At 75.0% G+C, this 18,412-nt stretch carries 7 protein-coding genes; 3 read left to right on the top strand and 4 right to left on the bottom strand.

Features of this window, described 5'->3' with window-relative positions; translation table 11 throughout:
• Together F6X68_RS18820 and F6X68_RS18815 are read right to left on the bottom strand one after the other, a co-directional pair.
• On the bottom strand, positions 1–2,355 hold a 2,355-nt coding region (locus F6X68_RS18820), incomplete at its 3' end, for an amino acid adenylation domain-containing protein (RefSeq protein ID WP_151455520.1).
• Between the two features lie 126 nt (positions 2,356–2,481).
• Positions 2,482–6,180 (bottom strand): non-ribosomal peptide synthetase, encoded by a 3,699-nt coding sequence (locus F6X68_RS18815; RefSeq protein WP_151455519.1) that lies wholly within the window; start codon positions 6,178–6,180, stop codon positions 2,482–2,484.
• Between the two features lie 1,090 nt (positions 6,181–7,270).
• On the opposite strand from F6X68_RS18815, the gene F6X68_RS18810 reads away from it, so the two are divergent.
• Both F6X68_RS18810 and F6X68_RS18805 read left to right on the top strand, forming a co-directional pair.
• Positions 7,271–8,437 carry an ATP-grasp domain-containing protein gene (locus F6X68_RS18810; RefSeq protein WP_225852289.1) on the top strand — a complete coding sequence of 389 codons (1,167 nt, stop codon included), beginning with the start codon at positions 7,271–7,273 and terminating at the stop codon, positions 8,435–8,437.
• 228 nt (positions 8,438–8,665) lie between these two features.
• Entirely contained in the window at positions 8,666–9,433 is a 768-nt protein-coding gene (locus F6X68_RS18805; protein ID WP_370518963.1) for an alpha/beta fold hydrolase, read from the top strand.
• A gap of 32 nt (positions 9,434–9,465) precedes the next feature.
• On the opposite strand, the gene F6X68_RS18800 is transcribed toward F6X68_RS18805, so the two are convergent.
• Complete coding sequence (locus tag F6X68_RS18800) at positions 9,466–10,506, bottom strand: 3-dehydroquinate synthase (RefSeq protein WP_151455517.1); 1,041 nt, start codon at positions 10,504–10,506, stop codon at positions 9,466–9,468.
• Positions 10,487–11,323, bottom strand: coding sequence for a hypothetical protein (locus F6X68_RS18795; RefSeq protein ID WP_225852288.1), 837 nt, complete (start codon positions 11,321–11,323; stop codon positions 10,487–10,489). The genes F6X68_RS18800 and F6X68_RS18795 overlap by 20 nt, the downstream gene beginning before the upstream one ends.
• 226 nt (positions 11,324–11,549) lie before the next feature.
• On the opposite strand from F6X68_RS18795, the gene F6X68_RS18790 reads away from it, so the two are divergent.
• Positions 11,550–18,412, top strand: a 6,863-nt coding sequence (locus F6X68_RS18790; protein WP_151455515.1) for a type I polyketide synthase, incomplete at its 3' end; no start/stop codon positions are given.

Genomic DNA, 18,412 nt, shown 5'->3' with positions numbered 1-18,412 from the left:
CAGTCCCTGTGGGGTGGGGGTGCGGTGGATCTGTGAGACGGGTACGACGACGTCGGCGGCCTCGTCGATGCCGGCCGCCACCGCCGCCGACTGCAACGACGTGCCGCCGAGGTGGAAGAAGCCGTCGCGTGCCCCGACCCGGTCCAGCCCGAGCACCGCCGCGAAGACCCCCGCGACGAGGCGTTCGGAGTCGGTGGCCGGCTCGGTGTACGGCACGTCGAGGTCGGGGCGTTGCGCGTCGGGTGCCGGTAGCGCCCGTCGGTCGATCTTGCCGGTGCCGCCGACGGGGAACCGGTCGAGGACCATGATCACGGCGGGGACCATGTAGGGCGGGAGCACGGCGGCGGCGTGCTCCCGTAGCTCGGCGGTGACGGGGAGGCGACCCTCGCGCCCGGTGACGTAGCCGACCAGCCGGGCGGTGCCGTGGTCCTCGCGGCGGGTGACGACGGCGGTGCCGACGTCGGGGTGTTGTTCGAGGACGGCCTCGATCTCGCCGAGTTCGATGCGGATCCCGTTGACCTTGACCTGGTGGTCCATCCGGCCGAGGATCTCGAGTGCTCCGGTGGTGTTCCACCGGCCCAGGTCGCCGGTGCGGTAGGCGGTGCCGCCGCCGTACGGGTCGGTGACGAACCGTTGGGCGGTGAGTTCGGGTCGGTTGAGGTATTGGTGGGCGACCCCGGCGCCGGTGATGAGGATTTCGCCGGGCACGCCCACGGGGACGAGGTCGAGGTTGGCGTCGACGACGCGGATCTGCCGGTTGGGCATGGGCCAGCCGATCGGCACGTACGCGCCGGGCCAGCCCGTCGACGCGTCGAACCAGGTGCACGCGACGGATGCCTCGGCGGGCCCGTACGCGTTGACGAGGCGGGCGCCGGCGGCCATCCACCGTTGCGCCATGCGGGGCGGGATCGGCTCCCCGGCGAGGGTCACGCAGGACATGCTCGGGCAGTCGGCCGGGTCCACGGCGGCGAGATTCGTGGGCGGGCAGAACGCGTGGGTTGCCTGCTCCTTCGCGATCAGGTCGGTGAGGCGGCGGGCGTCGAGGAGATCGTCGCGGGAGCTGACGACGACGCGGGCGCCGGAGGTCAGCGCGGTGTAGATCTCGCCGAGGGCGACGTCGAAGACCGGCGCGCAGCAGTGCAGCATCCGGCTGTCCGGGCCGACCGCGCATTCCTCGCGCATCCAGGTGAGGAAGTTGGTCAGCATGTCGTGGGTCAGCGCGACGCCCTTCGGCGTGCCCGTGGAGCCGGACGTGTAGATGACGAACGCTGGCGCGGACGCCTCGACGACCGGCAGGTCGACGGGTTCGGCCGCCTCCACGGCGGGCCACTCGTCGTCGAGGGCGACGACCCGTACGCCGTCGGGTCGGGGGATGCGTGGGGCGACCTCGCCGACGGTGAGCACGACCCGGGCGCCGTGGTCGGCCAGCAGCAGCCGCATCCGCTCCGCCGGCCAGGACACGTCCATCGGCGTGTACGCGGCTCCCGCCCGCAGCACGGCCAGGGTGGCGATCAACGTCCAGAGGCTGCGGTCCAACGCCAGCGACACCACGTCACCGGGCCGTACGCCCAGCGACCGTAGCTGCGCGGCCAGTGCCCCCGAGCGGCGGGCCAACTCCGCGTACGTCAGCACCTCCCCGCCGGCGACGCCCGCCACCGCGTCCGGCGTGCGCCGCGCCCACTCCAGCACCAGCTCGTGGATCGGCTCGGCCGGCACCGGGCGGGTCGGACCCCGGCCCCAGCCCAGCAGCCGCTCCCGCTCCGCGTCCCCCACCAACGGCAACCCCGACAGTGCGGTCTGCGGCGCTGCCGACCCCACGGACGCCAACAGCACCACCTGGTCCACCAGGCCCCGCACCCACTGGGCCGAGAACCCGTCCGCCGCGTAGTCCACCCGGATCGCCGATCCGTCGCCCGCGACGGTCACGTCCACGTCCACGTCCACCACGTCCGGTCCCACCTCGGCCACCGGAGCGTCCACCAGCCCGACCACCACCGGACCCGCCGCGTCCCGCGCGACCGGCTGGGCCAGCGCCGCGGCCACCCGCGACACCAGCTCCCCGAAGCCCGGATCATCCGTGACGTCGACCCGCAGCACGCCACCCGACGACAGCCCCACCGCCACCTCGGCCTGGCCGGTGTACCGGGCCAGCACTCCCAGCAGACCGGCCAGCAGCACCGCGCCGGGGGGCCGCGCGCCGGCCGGGCCGGGCACGTCGACCGGCCGGAACTCGGAGGCCGCCCGGGCCGGCCACGCGGTCGGCCGGCGCAGGTCCCCCATCAGGTCGAGGACCTCGAAGTCGGGCCCGACGACATCCGTGGCCTGGGCACGACCACCAACGAACCCGACAGACATCAGTCAACCTCCGATCAGGCCCGGCGTCGCCTGCGGGGGTACGCCGGGGAAGAACCACGAACTCCGGGGACGCGGCCCGCGCGCCCACGGCCATGACAAGCAGCCCGATGTGTACGGGGTGGACGGTCAACCGGTGGTGGGTGAGCCCGCCGGCCCGGCTTCCAGGAAGCGCAGCATGTGCCCGTTCAGCTCCTCGGCGAAGCTGTACGGCAGGTAGTCGGTGCGGATGGTGACGCGCAGGAGGGCGTGGTCGGCGCGGGGAAGCACCTCGACCGTGAGCCCGTTGGGCACCTCCCGCGCGTACGGGTCGACGACCTCCTCGGCCCGGCAGCCGGGCAGTTCCAGCGGAAGCACCACGTTGTCCTGGAACACGAAGGTCGGCAGGCTGGCGACCACCTCGCCGGAGAGCCCGGCGGCGGGGTCGTCGGCGGTCTCCGCGAAGGGGACGTCCTGGGCCCGCATCAGGTCGCTGATCGTCTCGTTGACCCGCAGGACGAGTTTGTCGTCCTCCGGCCCGTCGAAGCGCACCCGGACGCAGTTGAGGTTCAGCCGGGTGGTGAAGGCGGAGTCGAGGACGCGGCTGCCCCGCTTGGCCACCACCATCAGCAGGCCGATGTCGTCCTGCTGGTGGACGGCGCGCAGCGCGGAGGCGAACGCCGCGACGAAGTAGCTGGACCGGCTGAACCGCTGCTCCCGGGCGGCCCGGTCCCAGCGCTGCATGACCTCCGGCGTGACGGTGACGGTGTGCCCGGCCTTCGGACCCCACGCCAGCGCCTGCTCCAGCGGTGCGGTGGCGTCGCCCCGGCCCTGGCGGGGCAGGCCGCGCAGTTGTTCGCGCCAGTAGGCCCGCTGCGCGTCGAGGTCGGCGGCGTCGCGCAGCCGGGCGTACTCCTCGTACGACTGGCGCAGCGTCGGCGCCGGCCGCGCCCACTCGGGGGCCGCGCCCGACAACCGCGCCGCGTAGGCGTGGCTCAGGTCCCGCACCAGCAGCGCGTACGACCAGCCGTCGAAGGCGATGTGGTGGATGCCCACGCCGAACAGGACCCGCCCGGTCGACTTCTCCCGGATCAGGGCGGCCCGCCAGACGCGGCCCTGGGTGTAGTCGAGTGGCTGCTGCACCGCCTCGGCGAGCTGGTCCAGGGCCTCCTGCGCGCTGGCGGCGTCGGTGAGCAGCCGCAGCTGCGGCATCGCCGGGTTCGGCGGGACGAGCGCCACCGGGGGAGCCGTCCGCCGGTAGCGGGCGTGCAGGGCCTCGTGTCGGCGGTGCACGTCGCCCAGCGCCGCCATCAGCGCCCGCAGGTCCAGCTCGCCCTCGATCCACCAGGTGACCGGGACGACGACCTCCGGCGGCGACATCAGGCACTTCGCGACCTGCTGCGCGAGGGGAACCGGGCCGGGACGCTGACGGGCCTGCCCGGCGGTCGAGCCGGCGTCCGTACGGCGGGGCGCGGTGGTCAGCCAGTGGGCCAGCGCCTGCGGGGTGGGGGTGCGGTGGATCTGCGAGACGGGCACGACGACGTCGGCGGCCTCGTCGATGCGCGTCGCCACCGCCGCCGACTGCAACGACGTGCCACCCAGGTCGAAGAAGCTGTCGCCCGTGCCGACCCGGTCGATGCCGAGGACGGTCGCGAACACGGCGGCGACGAGGCGCTCCTCGTTCGTCGCCGGCTCGACGAACTCCACCCCGAGGTCGGGGCGTCGGGTGTCGGGTGCGGGCAGGGCCCGCCGGTCGACCTTGCCGGTGCCGCCGACGGGGAAGTGGTCGAGGACCATGACGACGGCGGGAACCATGTAGGACGGGAGCACACTGGCGGCGTGCGCGCGCAGGTCGCCGACGGCGGGGGTACGGCCGTTGCGTCCGGTGACGTAGGCGACGAGTCGGGCGGTGCCGTCGTCCTCGCGGCGCACGACCACGGCGGCGCCGACGTCGGGGTGTCGGGCGAGGGTGGTCTCGATCTCGCCGAGTTCGATGCGGATGCCGTTGACCTTGACCTGGTGGTCCATCCGGCCGAGGATCTCCAGCGCGCCGGTGGCGTTCCACCGTCCGAGGTCGCCGCTGCGGTAGGCGGTCCCGCCGCCGTACGGGTCGGTGACGAAGCGTTCGGCGGTGAGTTCGGGGCGGTTGAGGTAGCCGTCGGCGACGCCGAAGCCAGCGATGAGGATTTCGCCGGGTACGCCCATCGGGACGAGGTCGAGGTTGGCGTCGACGACGCGGATCTGCCGGTTGGGCATGGGCCAGCCGATGGGCACGTACGCGCCGCCCCAACCCGCCGACGCGTCGAACCACGTGCACGCCACGGCGATCTCCGCCGGCCCGTACGCGTTCACCACCCGCGTGCCCGCCGTCAACCACCGCTGGGCCAGCTGCGGCGGGACGGCCTCGCCGCCGAAGATGATGCAGCGCAGACCCGGGCAGGCGGCCGGATCGAGCGGGGCGACGTTGGTGGCCGGTCCGAACGTGTGGGTGACGTCGTGCCGGTTGATGAGGTCGGTGAGCCGACGCGCGTCGAGCAGGTCGTCGCGGGAGCAGACGACGACGCGGCCACCACCGGTGAGCGTCGCGAAGATCTCCCCGAAGGCGGCGTCGAAGACCGGTGCCGCCGAATGCAGCATCCGGCTGTCGGGGCCGATGGCGCACTCGTCGGTCATCCACGCCAGGAAGTTCGTCAGCCTCTCGTGCGTCAGCACGACACCCTTGGGCGTGCCCGTCGAACCCGACGTGTAGATCACGAACGCCGGCGCGGACGCCGGCACCACCGGCAGGTCCACCGGCTCACACGCCCGCACCACCGGCCAGTCGTCATCCAACGCCACCACCGACACCCCGTCGCCACCGGGAATCCGGGGCGCGACCGCACCGACGGTCAACACCACCCGGGCGCCGTGGTCGGCCAGCAGCACCCGCATCCGCTCCACCGGCCACGACACGTCCATCGGCGTGTACGCCGCGCCCGCCCGCAGCACACCCGTCGTCGCCACCAGCGACCACAGCCCGCGTTCCAACGCCACGGACACCACGTCACCGGCGCCCACGCCCACCGACCGCAGATACGCCGCCAGCGCGGCCGACCGGCGATCCAGTTCCCCGTACGTCAACACCTCATCGCCCGCGACACCCGCCACCGCCTCCGGCGTGCGCCGCGCCCACTCCAGCACCAGCTCGTGGATCGGCTCACCCGGCACCTCACGCACCGGGCCCCGACCCCACTCCAGCAACCGCTCCCGCTCCGCATCGCCCACCAACGGCAACGCCGACAACCCCACCTCCGGCCCCGCCAACCCGGCGGAGACCAGCACCACGACCTGGTCAACCAGGCCCCGCACCCACTGCGTCGAGTAACCCTCCGCCGCGTAGTCCACCCGCAGCGCCGACCCGTCCGAGGCCACGCCGATCACCAGGTCGACGTCCACCACGGCCGGCCCCGCGTCCGCCACCGGAGCGTCCACCAGCCCCAGCACCACCGGGCCCACCGGCTCCCGGCCCAGGGCCACCGGCGCCGCCAGCGCCGAGCGCACCCGCGTCACCAGCTCGGCGAAACCCGGATCACCCGCCACGTCCACCCGCAGCGCCGAGCCGCCGCCACCGGACGACAGGCCCACCACCACCTGCTCCTGGGCCGTCCAACGGGCCAGCACCGCCACGACCCCCGCCACCACGACGTCGCCGCCCGGCCCGTCGTTCGGCGGCGAGGAGGGCAGCACCCGGTGCACCGAGGCGGCACGGGCCGGCCAGACCGTCGGCCGGCGCAGGTCCCCCAACAGGTCCAGTGTCTCGGCGTCGACCGCGCCGTCCACGGTCCGCGCACCATCGAACCCGACAGACATCAGCTCAACCTCCGATCGAGAGGGGGTGACCGGAAGGCACGGGGCCTCGGTACCGCACTACCGGGCGCATTCCGGTCGGCGCGGCAGGGGCGGTTCGCGGGCACCGCGGCCGACTCGGGTGGCCGGGCGCGGACATGCGGTGCGACCAGGACGGGGTCACCGTCCGAATTCCGGGTCGCCACCACGTCGTCGATCGAAAGGAGCAGGTCGGTGCCCGATCCGATCACCGGCGCCTCCCGTCCGTCCGGGGCGCCGCGCACCCACACTCGTCCCCCGCCCGGTGCAATGAAAGGGAACGACGAACCGATGGGGCCCGACCCTACGAAGCGCGGTGGAGTGGCGTACACCCCTAGAGATGCGCACGTCGACCCCTAGGGTGACGGCCGGAGATTCCGGCCGGGGGCCGCCGAGGATACGTCCGGAGTAATGACCGACCACCGGTCCGCGTCCCGTGTCCTCGCCGCCGGATCGGCAATTTGCGCTGGTCAGTGTGGTGTTCTCTGGTGACGATTGATCAGGATCGCGGCCAGATGCCGCGAATTTTTCGGCATTAACACACGCGGCTATATCTTTTCTATAGTGGATGGTTGGCGCCCTCCGGCAGGGTCGATGCACGAATGTCCGGGTTTCGACGGAGAACGATCCCGGGGTCTAAGTCGAAAAAGGCTATTCGGTCAGCCCAGGTCCAGGGTTCGAATCGGAGAATTGGCGATCCCGGCGACGGAAAGGGCCGCCCGCGGTCGGCTGACCGGCCCATCCCACGGAAATGAGGATTGACTATGCTTTGCCGATCATGACCCAGTCGGTGACTGGCAAATTCAGCCACCGCCTGTTGGCGTGCACCTCGCCGAACGCAGCGCTGACCACAAGCCAGCCCGCTACCTGGCCGGTCTCGCCAGAGACCGTCCGGCCGGTGCACGCGGTACGCCCGACTCTCGTGGCCGAGCGGCCTCATCAGGACCGGGAGCGCCCGCGACCGTCCACGTTCTCCGCAGTTCGTGGTCGTTGCGCACCCGGACTCCGTGCCACCCGAGGCCCTTCGTGGGCCGGCATGTCAGGAGATCCAATGGACGGACCTATCCAGGTACAGGTGTTCGCTCACGACGGGGTGGTCCTGGCCCGGCCACCCGATCCGGTGACGACCGCCGGCAGCCGCTATCTCGCCGGTGCGGGCGCCGCCCTGTACAACGGGCTGGACATGATCACGGGTCTGCACCTGACCCTTCCGCACCAGTCGGCGGCCATTTGCAGCACCGGCTCCAGCGCGGACAAGTCGCTGCGCCTGCTCAGTCGGTGCGGTCTCAAGACGCCCAGCGACCTGCGCGAGTTCCGCTCCGGCGCGCAGGCGGTGCAGTTCGCCCGGGACGCCGCCGAGCGGGGCGAGACGCTGGAGTTCCAGTTCCCCCCGCACGATCCGCAGTTGCGGGCCGCGCGGGCCCGGGTCGCCCCGGACCTGCTGGCCCGCCTCAACAACAAGACCACCCTGGAAACACTGATCGCGCCGGAATACCTGCCCCGTCGCCAGGTCGCCACCCCCGCCGAGGTACGCCGCATCGTGCAGCAGGACCGGCGGCCGGCGGTGGTCAAACCGGCCGGCGTCGAGGTGTACAGCGGAATCGCGATCTTCACGAGGCGGTTGCAGGACCGGCGGCACCGGTCACTGTTCAACCAGCTGGAACAGGTGAGCGATCGGTGGATCGTCGAGGAGGAAGTGCCCTTCCGGACGATCTGGGGCGTCCAGTTCGGCGTGACGGAGAGCGGAGCGGTGCAGTACTTCGGTGCGTCCGTACACCTGCCGCAGCCCACTTCGACGTGGGTCGGTTGTGTGATGGACGACGACCAGCCGCCGGCGGAGCTGATCGAAGCGCTGACCGTAGGGGTCCGAAAGGCCAGTGCCCTCGGGTACCGCGGGTACTGCTCCTTCGACGCCGGGATCGGTCGGGACGGCGCCCTGCGGGTCATCGACCCGAACTTCCGGGTCAGTGGGGCCACCACCTCGCTGCTGCACCGCAGTTCGCTGCTGGGGCAGCATCCGTGTGCCATGACGACGTTCTTCTCGCTGGCTCCCGGCGTCGACGCCGAGCCGATCCTCGCCCCGTTCATCGACCGGGGGCAGTTCGTCGCGTTCATGCACCACGACCCGGCGGAGACGGACAACGGCCCGCTGCCGGCGACCATCGTCGGCATGGTCGGCGCCGCGGACCGGTACGCCTGCGGGGTGCTGGTCGCGCAGATCCAGCGGGCGCTGAGCGGTTGACGCGTCGTCCCCTTCCGGGCCGTGGTGACGGTCCGGAGGGGAGGCCCGACCGACCACGGCGGCGCCCGTCCCGCCCGGGGGAAAACGCCGTGCGCGCTCGCCGGCGCCGCGGCCATGATGAGGATCATGAGCGTGCGCGTCGACGATCCGGTCCGCCTCGGTGAGAGCCGACTCCCCGACGGGCGGTTGCTCGGCTGGGCCGAGTGGGGGCCGCCGGACGGTGTCCCGGTGTTGCTGTGCCCGGGGGCGGCCACGAGCCGGTGGCTCGGCTTCGGCGCGGACGTCGTCGACGCGCTCGGGGTGCGTCTCGTCTCCGTGGACCGCCCGGGGCTCGGCAGCTCGACCCCCGCGCCCGGCCGGACGTACGCCGACTTCGCCGCGGACATCCGCGACCTCGTCGGACTGCGGGGGCTGGCATGCCCCGCGGTGGTCGGCAACTCGCAGGGCGCGCCGTTCGCACTCGCGTGCGCCGAGGCGGGCGTCGCCGGCGCGCTGGCCATCGTGGCCGGCGCGGACGAGGTCGCCGCGCCGGAGTTCGCCGAGGCGCTGCCGGCGGAGCTGCGTCGGCTCGTGGACACGACTGCCGTCGATCCGGCCGGGGCGGAGCAGATCTTCGCCGGCTTCGACGCGGACGCGATGTGGGACATGGTGACGAGCGGGAGTCCCGAGGCCGACCTGGCGGTGTACCGGGAGCCGGGCTTCGAGGCCGCCTACCGCCGGGCCCTGCACGAGGGGTTCGCCCAGGGCCCGGCCGGCTACGCCCGGGACACCGTCCTGGCCATGGGGCGATGGCCCTTCGACCTCGCGGAGATCACGGTTCCGGTCGACGTCTGGTACGGCGAACAGGACACCAGCCACTCACCCGACAACGGAGCGACGCTGGCCGCCCGGATCCCCGGTGCCGTCCGGCACCTCGTCCCGGGGACCGGTGGCGCGGTGCTGTGGACCCGTGCCGAGCCGATCCTCCGCTGTCTGCTCGGACGAGCATCCACCTGAGCCGGGCTGCCGGCGGTGTCGGGTGCCGGCCGCTACATGCCGGTCAGCGCGGTGCGTACGGCGGGCTCGGGGACGTCGGCGACCAGCTCGGGCCCGGCCGGGCCGTCCAGGACGAAGGACAGGCCCGAAGTGGCTTTCTTGTCCCGCCGCATCAGCGCGACCAACTCGTCGTGGTCGACACCGCCGGGCAGCGCGGTGTCGAGGCCGTAGCCCGCCACCACCTCGTGGTGCTCGGCCACCCGGTCGGCCGGGACGCGGCCGAGGACGCCGGCCAGCCGGCCCGCGAAGACCGTGCCGACGCCGACCGCCTCGCCGTGCCGCAGGCCGAAGTCGGTGGCCCGCTCCAACGCGTGCCCCAGCGTGTGACCGTAGTTGAGGATGTGCCGCAGACCGGAGTCACGCTCGTCGGCGGCCACCACCCGCGCCTTCAGGGCCACGCAGGCGGCGATCTGCTCCGCCACCGGCCGGTCGCGCAGCTCGCCCGCGCCGATGAAGTGCGCCCGGGCGATCTCCCCGTAGCCGTTGCGCCACTCCCGCTGCGGCAGCGTGCCCAGGTGCTCGGTGTCGCAGAGCACCGCCCGGGGCTGCCAGTACACCCCGACCAGGTTCTTGCCCTCCGGCAGGTTGACCGCCGTCTTCCCGCCGACGCTGGCGTCCACCTGGGCGAGCAGCGAGGTCGGCAGGTGGATCACCGCGACGCCCCGGTGGTAGAGGCCGGCGGCCAACCCGACCACGTCCGTGGTGGTGCCGCCGCCGCAGGAGACGACGGCGTCGGCGCGGGTCAGTCCGAACTCGGCGAACGCACGGCAGAGCTGCTCGACCGTGGCCAGGTTCTTGTCGTGCTCGCCGTCGCGGGCCGGCACCACCCGGTGCGGCACACCCGGGTCGGGCGTCCACTCCGGAGGCCGGGCCGAGACCACCACGACCCGCCGGGCACCGATCCGCGCCACCTCCGCCGGCAGCCGGTGGCGCACACCGGGGCCGATCAGCACCGGGTACGCGCGCTCGCCGAGCGCCACCTCGATCCGGGCCGGCTCGGCGGGGGCGTGCGGGTCAGGTGCGGACGGGTGCATGTGGCTGCTGCCTCCTCTTGACGACGGGCACCGGTGCGGCGGCGACCGGGCGTTCCCGGACCATCGACAGGCGCAGCGCCAGCGCGGCCAGCGAGTCGACGTCCGGCCCGATGCCCCAACGGTCGTGGGTGAGCTGGGCGTGGTGCGCCAGCAGGAAGCCCGACGGCGCCGCCGGGTGGTGCCGGCCGACCACGTCGGTCACCCGGTCCAGGTAACGCCGCCAGGCCACGGCGACCTCCCCGCACAGCGGCAGGTCGCCGGCCGCCAGGACGATCTTCTCCGCGCCGGCGTCCGCCTGCGCGGCCAGGTCCCGCCGCTGCGCGGCGGTCAGCCGCTGGCTGCGTTCCTGCCAGTGCAGGAAGAGGAACGCCAGCCGGTCGGCCGCCGGCACCAGCCCCGTCAGGTACCGCAGGTGCGCCACGGCCAGCGGCAGTTCGACGCCGGCCAGCCAGGGAGTGTCCCCGCCGAGCAGGGTCAGGGCCAGGTCGCTGCCCGCCGACGCGAGCGGGCCGCCCCGGGCGGCGTCGCGCACCACGTACCGGTCGGCGGCGAAGGAGACCCCCGGGTCGTACGCGAGCAGCCCCGCCCGTACCGCGTCGAGCGCGGCCGGGGCGGCGTGGAAGCCGAGGCTCACGTGCGGCCCGGCGGGGGAGCCCTCCGGGTCGAAGAACCAGTCCATGCCCGGATCGGCCCGGCGGGCGGCGGCGACCAGACCGGCGAGGACCGTGCCGACCAGCTCGGTCACCCGCGTGTCCGGGGACCCGTCGGCCGGCACGGCCGAGCGGGCGAACAACCAGCAGCGTTCCAACGACGGCACCTCGGCTGACGGGCGGGTGGAGCACAGGACTCGACGGTCTGCGGGGGAGTGGCCCCATCATCGGCCTGCGGCCCGTCCCACCACCTGATCAGCGGTCCGAACTGGGGACGACTTAGGGGGTGACAGGGGTAGGACGCCGGCAGGGTGCTCGGAAGACTTGGGCCGCTACGGCGAGCGGGGTCTACGCCGCGGATGAGAAGTCTCGCCGACGGACGGATGTGGTGACATGCTTCGGAGCGACCTGATCCAGCCGTTGTCCGATCTGATCGAGGCGCACGCCGCCAGGTTGGGGAACAAGGTCGCGTTCCGCGACGACCGCCGGGCGGTCGGATACGCCGACCTGGCGGCGCGGACCCGCCGGCTGGCCGGTCACCTGGCGGCGTCGGGGGTCGGGCGGGGCGACCGGGTGGCCTTCTGCCTCGGCAACCGGGTGGAGACGGTGGAGACCTGGCTGGCCGTGACGCGGGCGGCCGCGGTCGGCGTACCGGTGAACCCGCACAGCACCGACGCGGAACTGGCCCACCTGCTGGACGACTCCGGTGCGGTGCTGGTGGTCACCGACCCGCGGCACCTCGACCAGCTGCTGCGGCTGCGTGCCGGCCGGCCGGCCCTGCGGGTCGTGGTCACCGGGGACGGCCCGGTGCCCGCCGGGGTCACCGCGTGGCGTGACCTGGTCGACACCGAGCCGGGTGTGGACGCCCGTGACGACCTGGGCCTCGACGAGGTCGCCTGGATGCTCTACACCTCCGGCACCACCGGCCGGCCCAAGGGCGTGCTCTCCACCCAGCGCACCTGCCTCTGGTCCGTCGCCGCCTGCTACGTGCCGATCCCCGGGCTCACCGACGCCGACCGGGTGGTCTGGCCGCTGCCGTTGTTCCACAGCCTCTCCCACATCGGGTGCGTGCTCAGCGTGACCGCCGTCGGCGCCACGGCCCGGCTCATCGACGGCTTCTCCGCCGACGACGTGCTGCGCGCGGTCGACGAGGACGAGGCCACCGTGCTGGCCGGTGTGCCGGCCATGTACCACCACCTGGTCACCGCCGCCCGGGAGAGCGGCTTCCGCGCCCCGGCCCTGCGGGTCTGCCTGGTCGGCGGGGCGATCACCACCGGCGCGCTGCGCCGGGCGTTCGACGAGGTCTTCGACGCGCCGCTGCTCGACGCGTACGGCAGCACGGAGACCTGCGGCTCGATCGCCGTCACCCGGCCGGACCAGCCCCGGGTCGAGGGTTCCTGCGGCCGCGCGGTGCCCGGCGTCGAGGTGCGCCTGGTCAGCCCGCAGACCGGCCTGGACGTGCCGACCGGCGCCGAGGGTGAGGTCTGGGTGAACGGGCCGAGCGTCATGCTCGGCTACCACGGCCTGCCGGAGGTCACCGCCGCCGCCCTGCGCGACGGCTGGTACCGCACCGGCGACCTGGCCCGCCGCGACGCCGACGGCAACATCTTCGTCACCGGGCGGCACCAGGAACTGATCATCCGGGGTGGCGAGAAGATCCATCCGGCCGAGGTGGAGGAGGCCCTGCGCGGGGTGCCCGGCGTCGCCGACGTGGCGGTGACGGGCCGCCCGCACGACGTGCTCGGCGAGGTGCCGGTGGCGTTCGTGGTGCCCGGGCCGGAGGGCTTCGACCCCCGGGCCGGGTACGCGGCCTGCCGGGAGAAGCTCTCCTACCACAAGGTTCCCGAGGAGCTGTACGAGATCGGGCAGGTGCCCCGCACCGCCTCCGGCAAGGTCACCCGCCGGCTCCTGCTCGACCGACCGGCGCGGCTGCGGGCGGTCAACGGCAGCCACCACGAGACGCTGAGCCTGATCGCCTGGCAGCCGCTCGACCTGGCCGCAGTACCGCCGGTCGAGGCGCCCGTCCCGACGGCCGCGCAGGCCGCCGCCGCCCCGGCCCGCCGCTGGGCGCTCGTCGGTAGCGGGAGCGACGAGCTGGTGGAACCGCTGCGCGCGGCGTCGCCCGGGGACCGGTTCCGGTCCCACCGGGACCTGGCCGCCCTGCGCGAGGCCCCGGACGTGCCCGACGTGACGGTGCTGCTGGTCGAGCCGGCCGACGTCGTCGCGGCGGACCTCGCCGAGCGGCTGCGCGGCTGGCTCGACGACGACCGGTTCGCCGGTACCCGCCTGGTGCTGCTGACCGGCCCGGCCGCCGCACCCGCCGCGAGCGACGCGCCCGGCGACCTGGACACCGGGATCGACGCCGCCGCCGTGCCCGGGGGATGGCACCAGGCCGATCCGGCGGCCGGCGCGGTCCAGGCGGTCGGCCGCAGTCTGCAGGCCGCCTACCCGGACCGGATCGTGCTGGTCGACGGCGACGCCGGACACCGTTCGACCGCCCTGCTCCCCGCCGTGGTGGACGCCGGCGCCGCGCAGGTCGCGCTGCGGGCCGGAGCCGCCCTGCACGCCGTCCTCGTGCCCGTCCCGGCGACCGTGCCGGCGCGGCCGGTGAGCGTGGCCGACCCGGACCGTCCGGTCCTGGTCACCGGCGCGGACGGGCCGACCGGCGCGGCGCTGGCCCGACACGTCGTCGCCGCGCACCGCGTCCGCCGGCTGCGGCTGCTCCACGTCGGCGCCATGCCCGGGACCGCCCTGGTGGATCTGGTCACCGAACTCGTCGCCGCCGGCGCCGACGTCGCCGCGCTCCCCGCCGACCGGGCGGGCGACGAGCCGCCCGGCGGGGTCTTCCTCTGCCTGTCCGACGACGACCTGACCGACGACGAGGACGCGGCGCGGCTGCTCCGCCTCGCCGGGAGGCTGGACGCCGCGACCCGGCTCCCGGCCGCCTCGTTCACCGTCCTCGCGCCGTCCGCCCTGCTGCTGGGCGCCGCCGGCCGGGAGCGGGCCGCCTCGGCCGTGGGCGCCCTGCACGCCCTGACCGCCCGCCGCCGGGCCGCCGGTCTGCCGGCCCGGGTCGTCGGCACGACCGCGCCCGCCGACCGGGAGCCGACGCCCGCCACCCCCGCGGGAACCGGAACCGGGGCGGGAAGCAGCGTCCCGACGGCCGTACGCGCCGATCTCGCCGCGTTCGACGTGGCCCACGACGGCGACGACCTGGTCGTGCTCGCCCGTCCGGCGGGCCACGCCGACGCCGCGCACCCCGCCTGGCGCGGGCCCGCTGCGGCGCCGGACGACGCCGCCGACGACCGGGACGCCGCCGAGTTGCGCCGCCGGCTGGCCGGGCTGAGCACCGCCGAGGGGGACCGGCTCCTGCTGGACCTGGTCCGCACCGCCACCGCCGAGGTGGCCGGCCTGTCCGGCCCGGCCGCGGTGCGCCCCGGCCGGGCCTTCAAGGAACTCGGCTTCACCTCGGTCAGCGCGGTCGCCCTGCGCGACCGGCTGGCCCGGGCCACCGGGGTACGGCTCTCCGCCACGGCCGCCTTCGACCGGCCCAGCCCGGACGCTCTCGCCCGGCACCTCGCCGCCCGGCTGCGCGGCGGCACCGGGCAGCCGGGCCCCGCGGCGGACCGGCCGTCCGCGCCGTCAACGGTGGACGACCCGGTGGCCGTCGTCGCCATGGCCTGCCGGCTCCCCGGCGGTGTCGCCTCCCCCGAACAGCTGTGGGACCTGGTCGACGAGGGCCGCGAAGGGCTCACGGAGTTCCCCACCGACCGGGGCTGGGACCTGGCGCACCTGTTCTCCGACGACCCCGACCGTCCCGGCACCTCGTACGTCCGGGTGGGTGGCTTCCTCACCGACGCGGCGGACTTCGACGCCACCCTGTTCGCGATCAGCCCGCGCGAGGCGCTCGCCATGGACCCGCAGCAGCGGCTGCTGCTGGAGACGTCCTGGGAGCTGTTCGAGCGGGCCGGCATCGACCCCACCTCGCTGCGCGGCAGCGCCACCGGCGTCTTCACCGGCGTCATGCACCACGACTACGCCGCGAACCTGCGCCAGGCGCCGCCCGGCACCGAGGGCTACCTCGGCGTCGGCACCGCCGGCAGTGTCGTCTCCGGCCGCGTCGCGTACGCGCTGGGGCTGGAGGGGCCGGCGGTCACCGTCGACACGGCGTGCTCGTCGTCGCTGGTGGCGCTGCACCTGGCCGCCCAGGCGCTGCGCGCGGGCGACTGTTCCCTCGCCGTGGCCGGCGGCGTGGCGGTGATGGGCACCCCGCAGGCGTTCGTGGAGTTCAGCCGGCAGCGCGGGCTCGCCCCGGACGGCCGGTGCAAGGCGTTCGGCGAGGGCGCCGACGGCACCGGCTGGTCCGAGGGCGTCGCCGTGCTGCTGCTGGAACGGCTCTCCGACGCCCGCCAGCGCGGGCACCCCGTCCTCGCCGTGCTGCGGGGCTCCGCCGTCAACTCCGACGGCGCGTCCAACGGGCTCACCGCCCCCAGCGGGCCCGCCCAGGAGCGGGTCATCCGCCGGGCGCTGGACGCGGCCGGGCTCTCCGCCGCCGACGTGGACGTCGTCGAGGCGCACGGCACCGGCACCCGGCTGGGCGACCCGATCGAGGCGCAGGCGCTGCTCGCCACGTACGGGACGGGTCGTGGCGACGCCGAACCGCTGCGGCTGGGCTCGCTGAAGTCCAACCTCGGCCACACCCAGGCCGCCGCAGGGGCCGCCGGGGTGATCAAGATGGTGCTCGCGATGCGGCACGGAACGCTGCCCCGCACCCTGCACGTGGACGCCCCGACGTCCGAGGTGGACTGGTCCGCCGGCGCGGTCGAGGTGCTCACCGAGGCCCGCCCGTGGCCCGAGGTGCGACGGCCCCGGCGGGCCGGCATCTCGTCGTTCGGCATCAGCGGCACCAACGCGCACGTCATCGTCGAGGCGCCCGCCGCCGACCCGCCCCCCGTGCCCGGGACCGCGGACCGGGAGTCGCCGTCCGGGGCCGCGGACCAGCAGTCGCCGTCCGGGGTCGCGGACCAGCAGCCGTCGTCCGGGGCGGCCGCCGCCACCCGGCGACCGCCCGTGCCGTGGCTGCTCGCCGCGGCCTCCGGTGAGGCGCTGCGGGACCAGGCGGCCCGCCTGCTGACCTGGCTCGACGGGCCCGGGGCGGACGCCGACCCGGCCGACGTCGGGCACGCGCTCGCCACCACCCGCGCCGCCCTCGAACACCGGGCCGTGGTGCTGGCCGGCGACCCGGCCACCGCCCGGACGGGCCTGACCGCGCTGACCCGCGACGAGGCGGACCCGGACGTGCCGACCGTGCTGACCGGCCGGGTAGTCGACGGCCAGCTCGGCATGCTCTTCGGCGGGCAGGGCGGCCAGCGCGCCGGCATGGGCCGCGAGCTGCACGCGGCGTACCCGGTCTTCGCCGACGCCTTCGACGCGGCCTGCGCCGAACTCGACCGCTGCCTCGCCGGCCACGCCCCGCACCCCGTCGCGGACGTCGTCTTCGCCGCCGAGGGCGACGAACTGGCCGACCTGCTCGACCAGACCCTGTACACCCAGCCGGGGCTGTTCGCCTTCGAGGTGGCGCTGTACCGCCTCCTGGAGTCCTGGGGCGTGCGCCCCGACGCGGTGCTCGGCCACTCCGTCGGCGAGCTGGCCGCCGCGCACGTGGCCGGGGTGTTCCCCCTCGCCGACGCGGCGGCGCTCGTCGCCGCCCGTGCCCGGCTGATGCAGCAGCTGCCCGCCGGGGGCGCGATGGTCGCCGTCGAGGCCGACGAGGCCGAGGTCGCCGCGCACCTCACCGACCGGGTGGGCCTCGCCGCCGTCAACGGCCCGACGAGCGTCGTCGTCTCCGGCGACGCCGACGCGGTGCTGGCCGTCGCGGCCACCCTGCGCGCCGCCGGGCGTCGTACCAGCCGGCTGCGGGTGTCGCACGCGTTCCACTCGCCGCGCATGGAACCGATGCTCGACGAGTTCCGCGCGGTGGCGGCCGGCCTCACGTACCGCACCCCGCACCTGCCGGTGGTGTCCAACCTGACCGGCCACCCCGTCGACCCGGCCCGGCTCTGCTCGCCCGACTACTGGGTGGCGCACGTGCGGGGCACCGTCCGCTTCCACGACGGCGTGCGGGCCCTGCACGGGCAGGGCGTCACCACCTTCCTGGAGGTCGGTCCGGCCGGCGTGCTCACCGCGATGGCCCAGGACTGCCTCCTCGCCGAGGCCGACGAGCTGGCCTTCGTGCCCGCCGTGCGGGGCGTCGCCGACGAACCGGAGGCGCTGCTCGCCGCCGTGGCGCGGCTGCACGTCCGGGGCGTCCCCGTCGACCGCGCCGCCCTCGCCGGCCCCGGGCCGCACCGCCGCGTCGACCTGCCCACGTACGCCTTCCAGCGCCGGCACTACTGGCTGCCCGCGTCGGCCGCGGCCGGTGGCCCGGTCGGCGTCGGGCTGGCCGACGCCGGGCACCCGCTGCTCGGCGGCGTGCTGGCGGTCGCCGGCACCGGGCAGGTCGTCTGCACCGGGCAGGTCTCCGCGGCCACCCAGCCGTGGCTGGCCGCCCCCGGTGACGGCACTCCCGCGCTGCTGCCCGCCAGCGCCCTGCTGGACATGCTCACCCACCTCGGCGAACAGCTCGGCACCCCGACGGTGCGGCGGCTGCGCGTCCCCGATCCGGTGCCGCTGCCCGCCGAGGCGACCCTCGAGGTGCAGGTCGGCGTCTCCGCGCCGGACGAGCACCGGTGCCGGGTGGCGCACTGCCACGTCCGGGCCGGCGACGGGCAGCCCTGGCGGGAGGTCGCCGAGGCCGTGCTCGGCCCGGTCGACCCGGAGAGCGGCCGTGGTGCCCTCGCCACGGCCTGGCCGCCCACCGGCGCCCGACCGGTGGACCTGACCGCCCCGCAGTACCAGGCCATGGCCGGGGAACTGGCCCGGGCCGCGTGGGTCGCCGCCGACCGGCTCTTCGTCGACGTACGCCTGCCCGAGGACGCCCGGGACCCGGACGCCGAGCGGTACGGCGTGCACCCGCTGGTGCTGGAGGCGGCCCTGCGCCTGCTCCCGCTCGCCGACTTCGCGCCCGGCCACGACGCCGCGCCCACCGGCCGGCTGCTGCCCACCGAGTGGGCGGGCGTGCGCCTGCACGCCACCGGGGCGCACGCGCTGCGCGTCTGCCTGGCCCCAGCCGGGGCGGACGCGGTGACCCTGACCGCCGTCGACGCCGCGGGCGTGCCCGTGCTCGACGTGGACCGGGTGGTGCTGCGGACCCTCGA

Source organism: Micromonospora sp. AMSO12t (assembly GCF_008806585.1).
GTDB lineage: Bacteria > Actinomycetota > Actinomycetes > Mycobacteriales > Micromonosporaceae > Micromonospora > Micromonospora reichwaldensis.
The sequence above is the reverse complement of the archived record's forward strand: the minus strand, read 5'-3'. Positions and strand labels throughout refer to the sequence as shown.

Excerpts from the sequence above, each read along its gene's own strand:
- F6X68_RS18800 (WP_151455517.1), bottom strand. The coding sequence starts at position 10,506 with ATGCACCCGTCCGCACCTGACCCGCACGCCCCCGCCGAGCCGGCCCGG.
- F6X68_RS18815 (WP_151455519.1), bottom strand. The coding sequence starts at position 6,180 with ATGTCTGTCGGGTTCGATGGTGCGCGGACCGTGGACGGCGCGGTCGAC.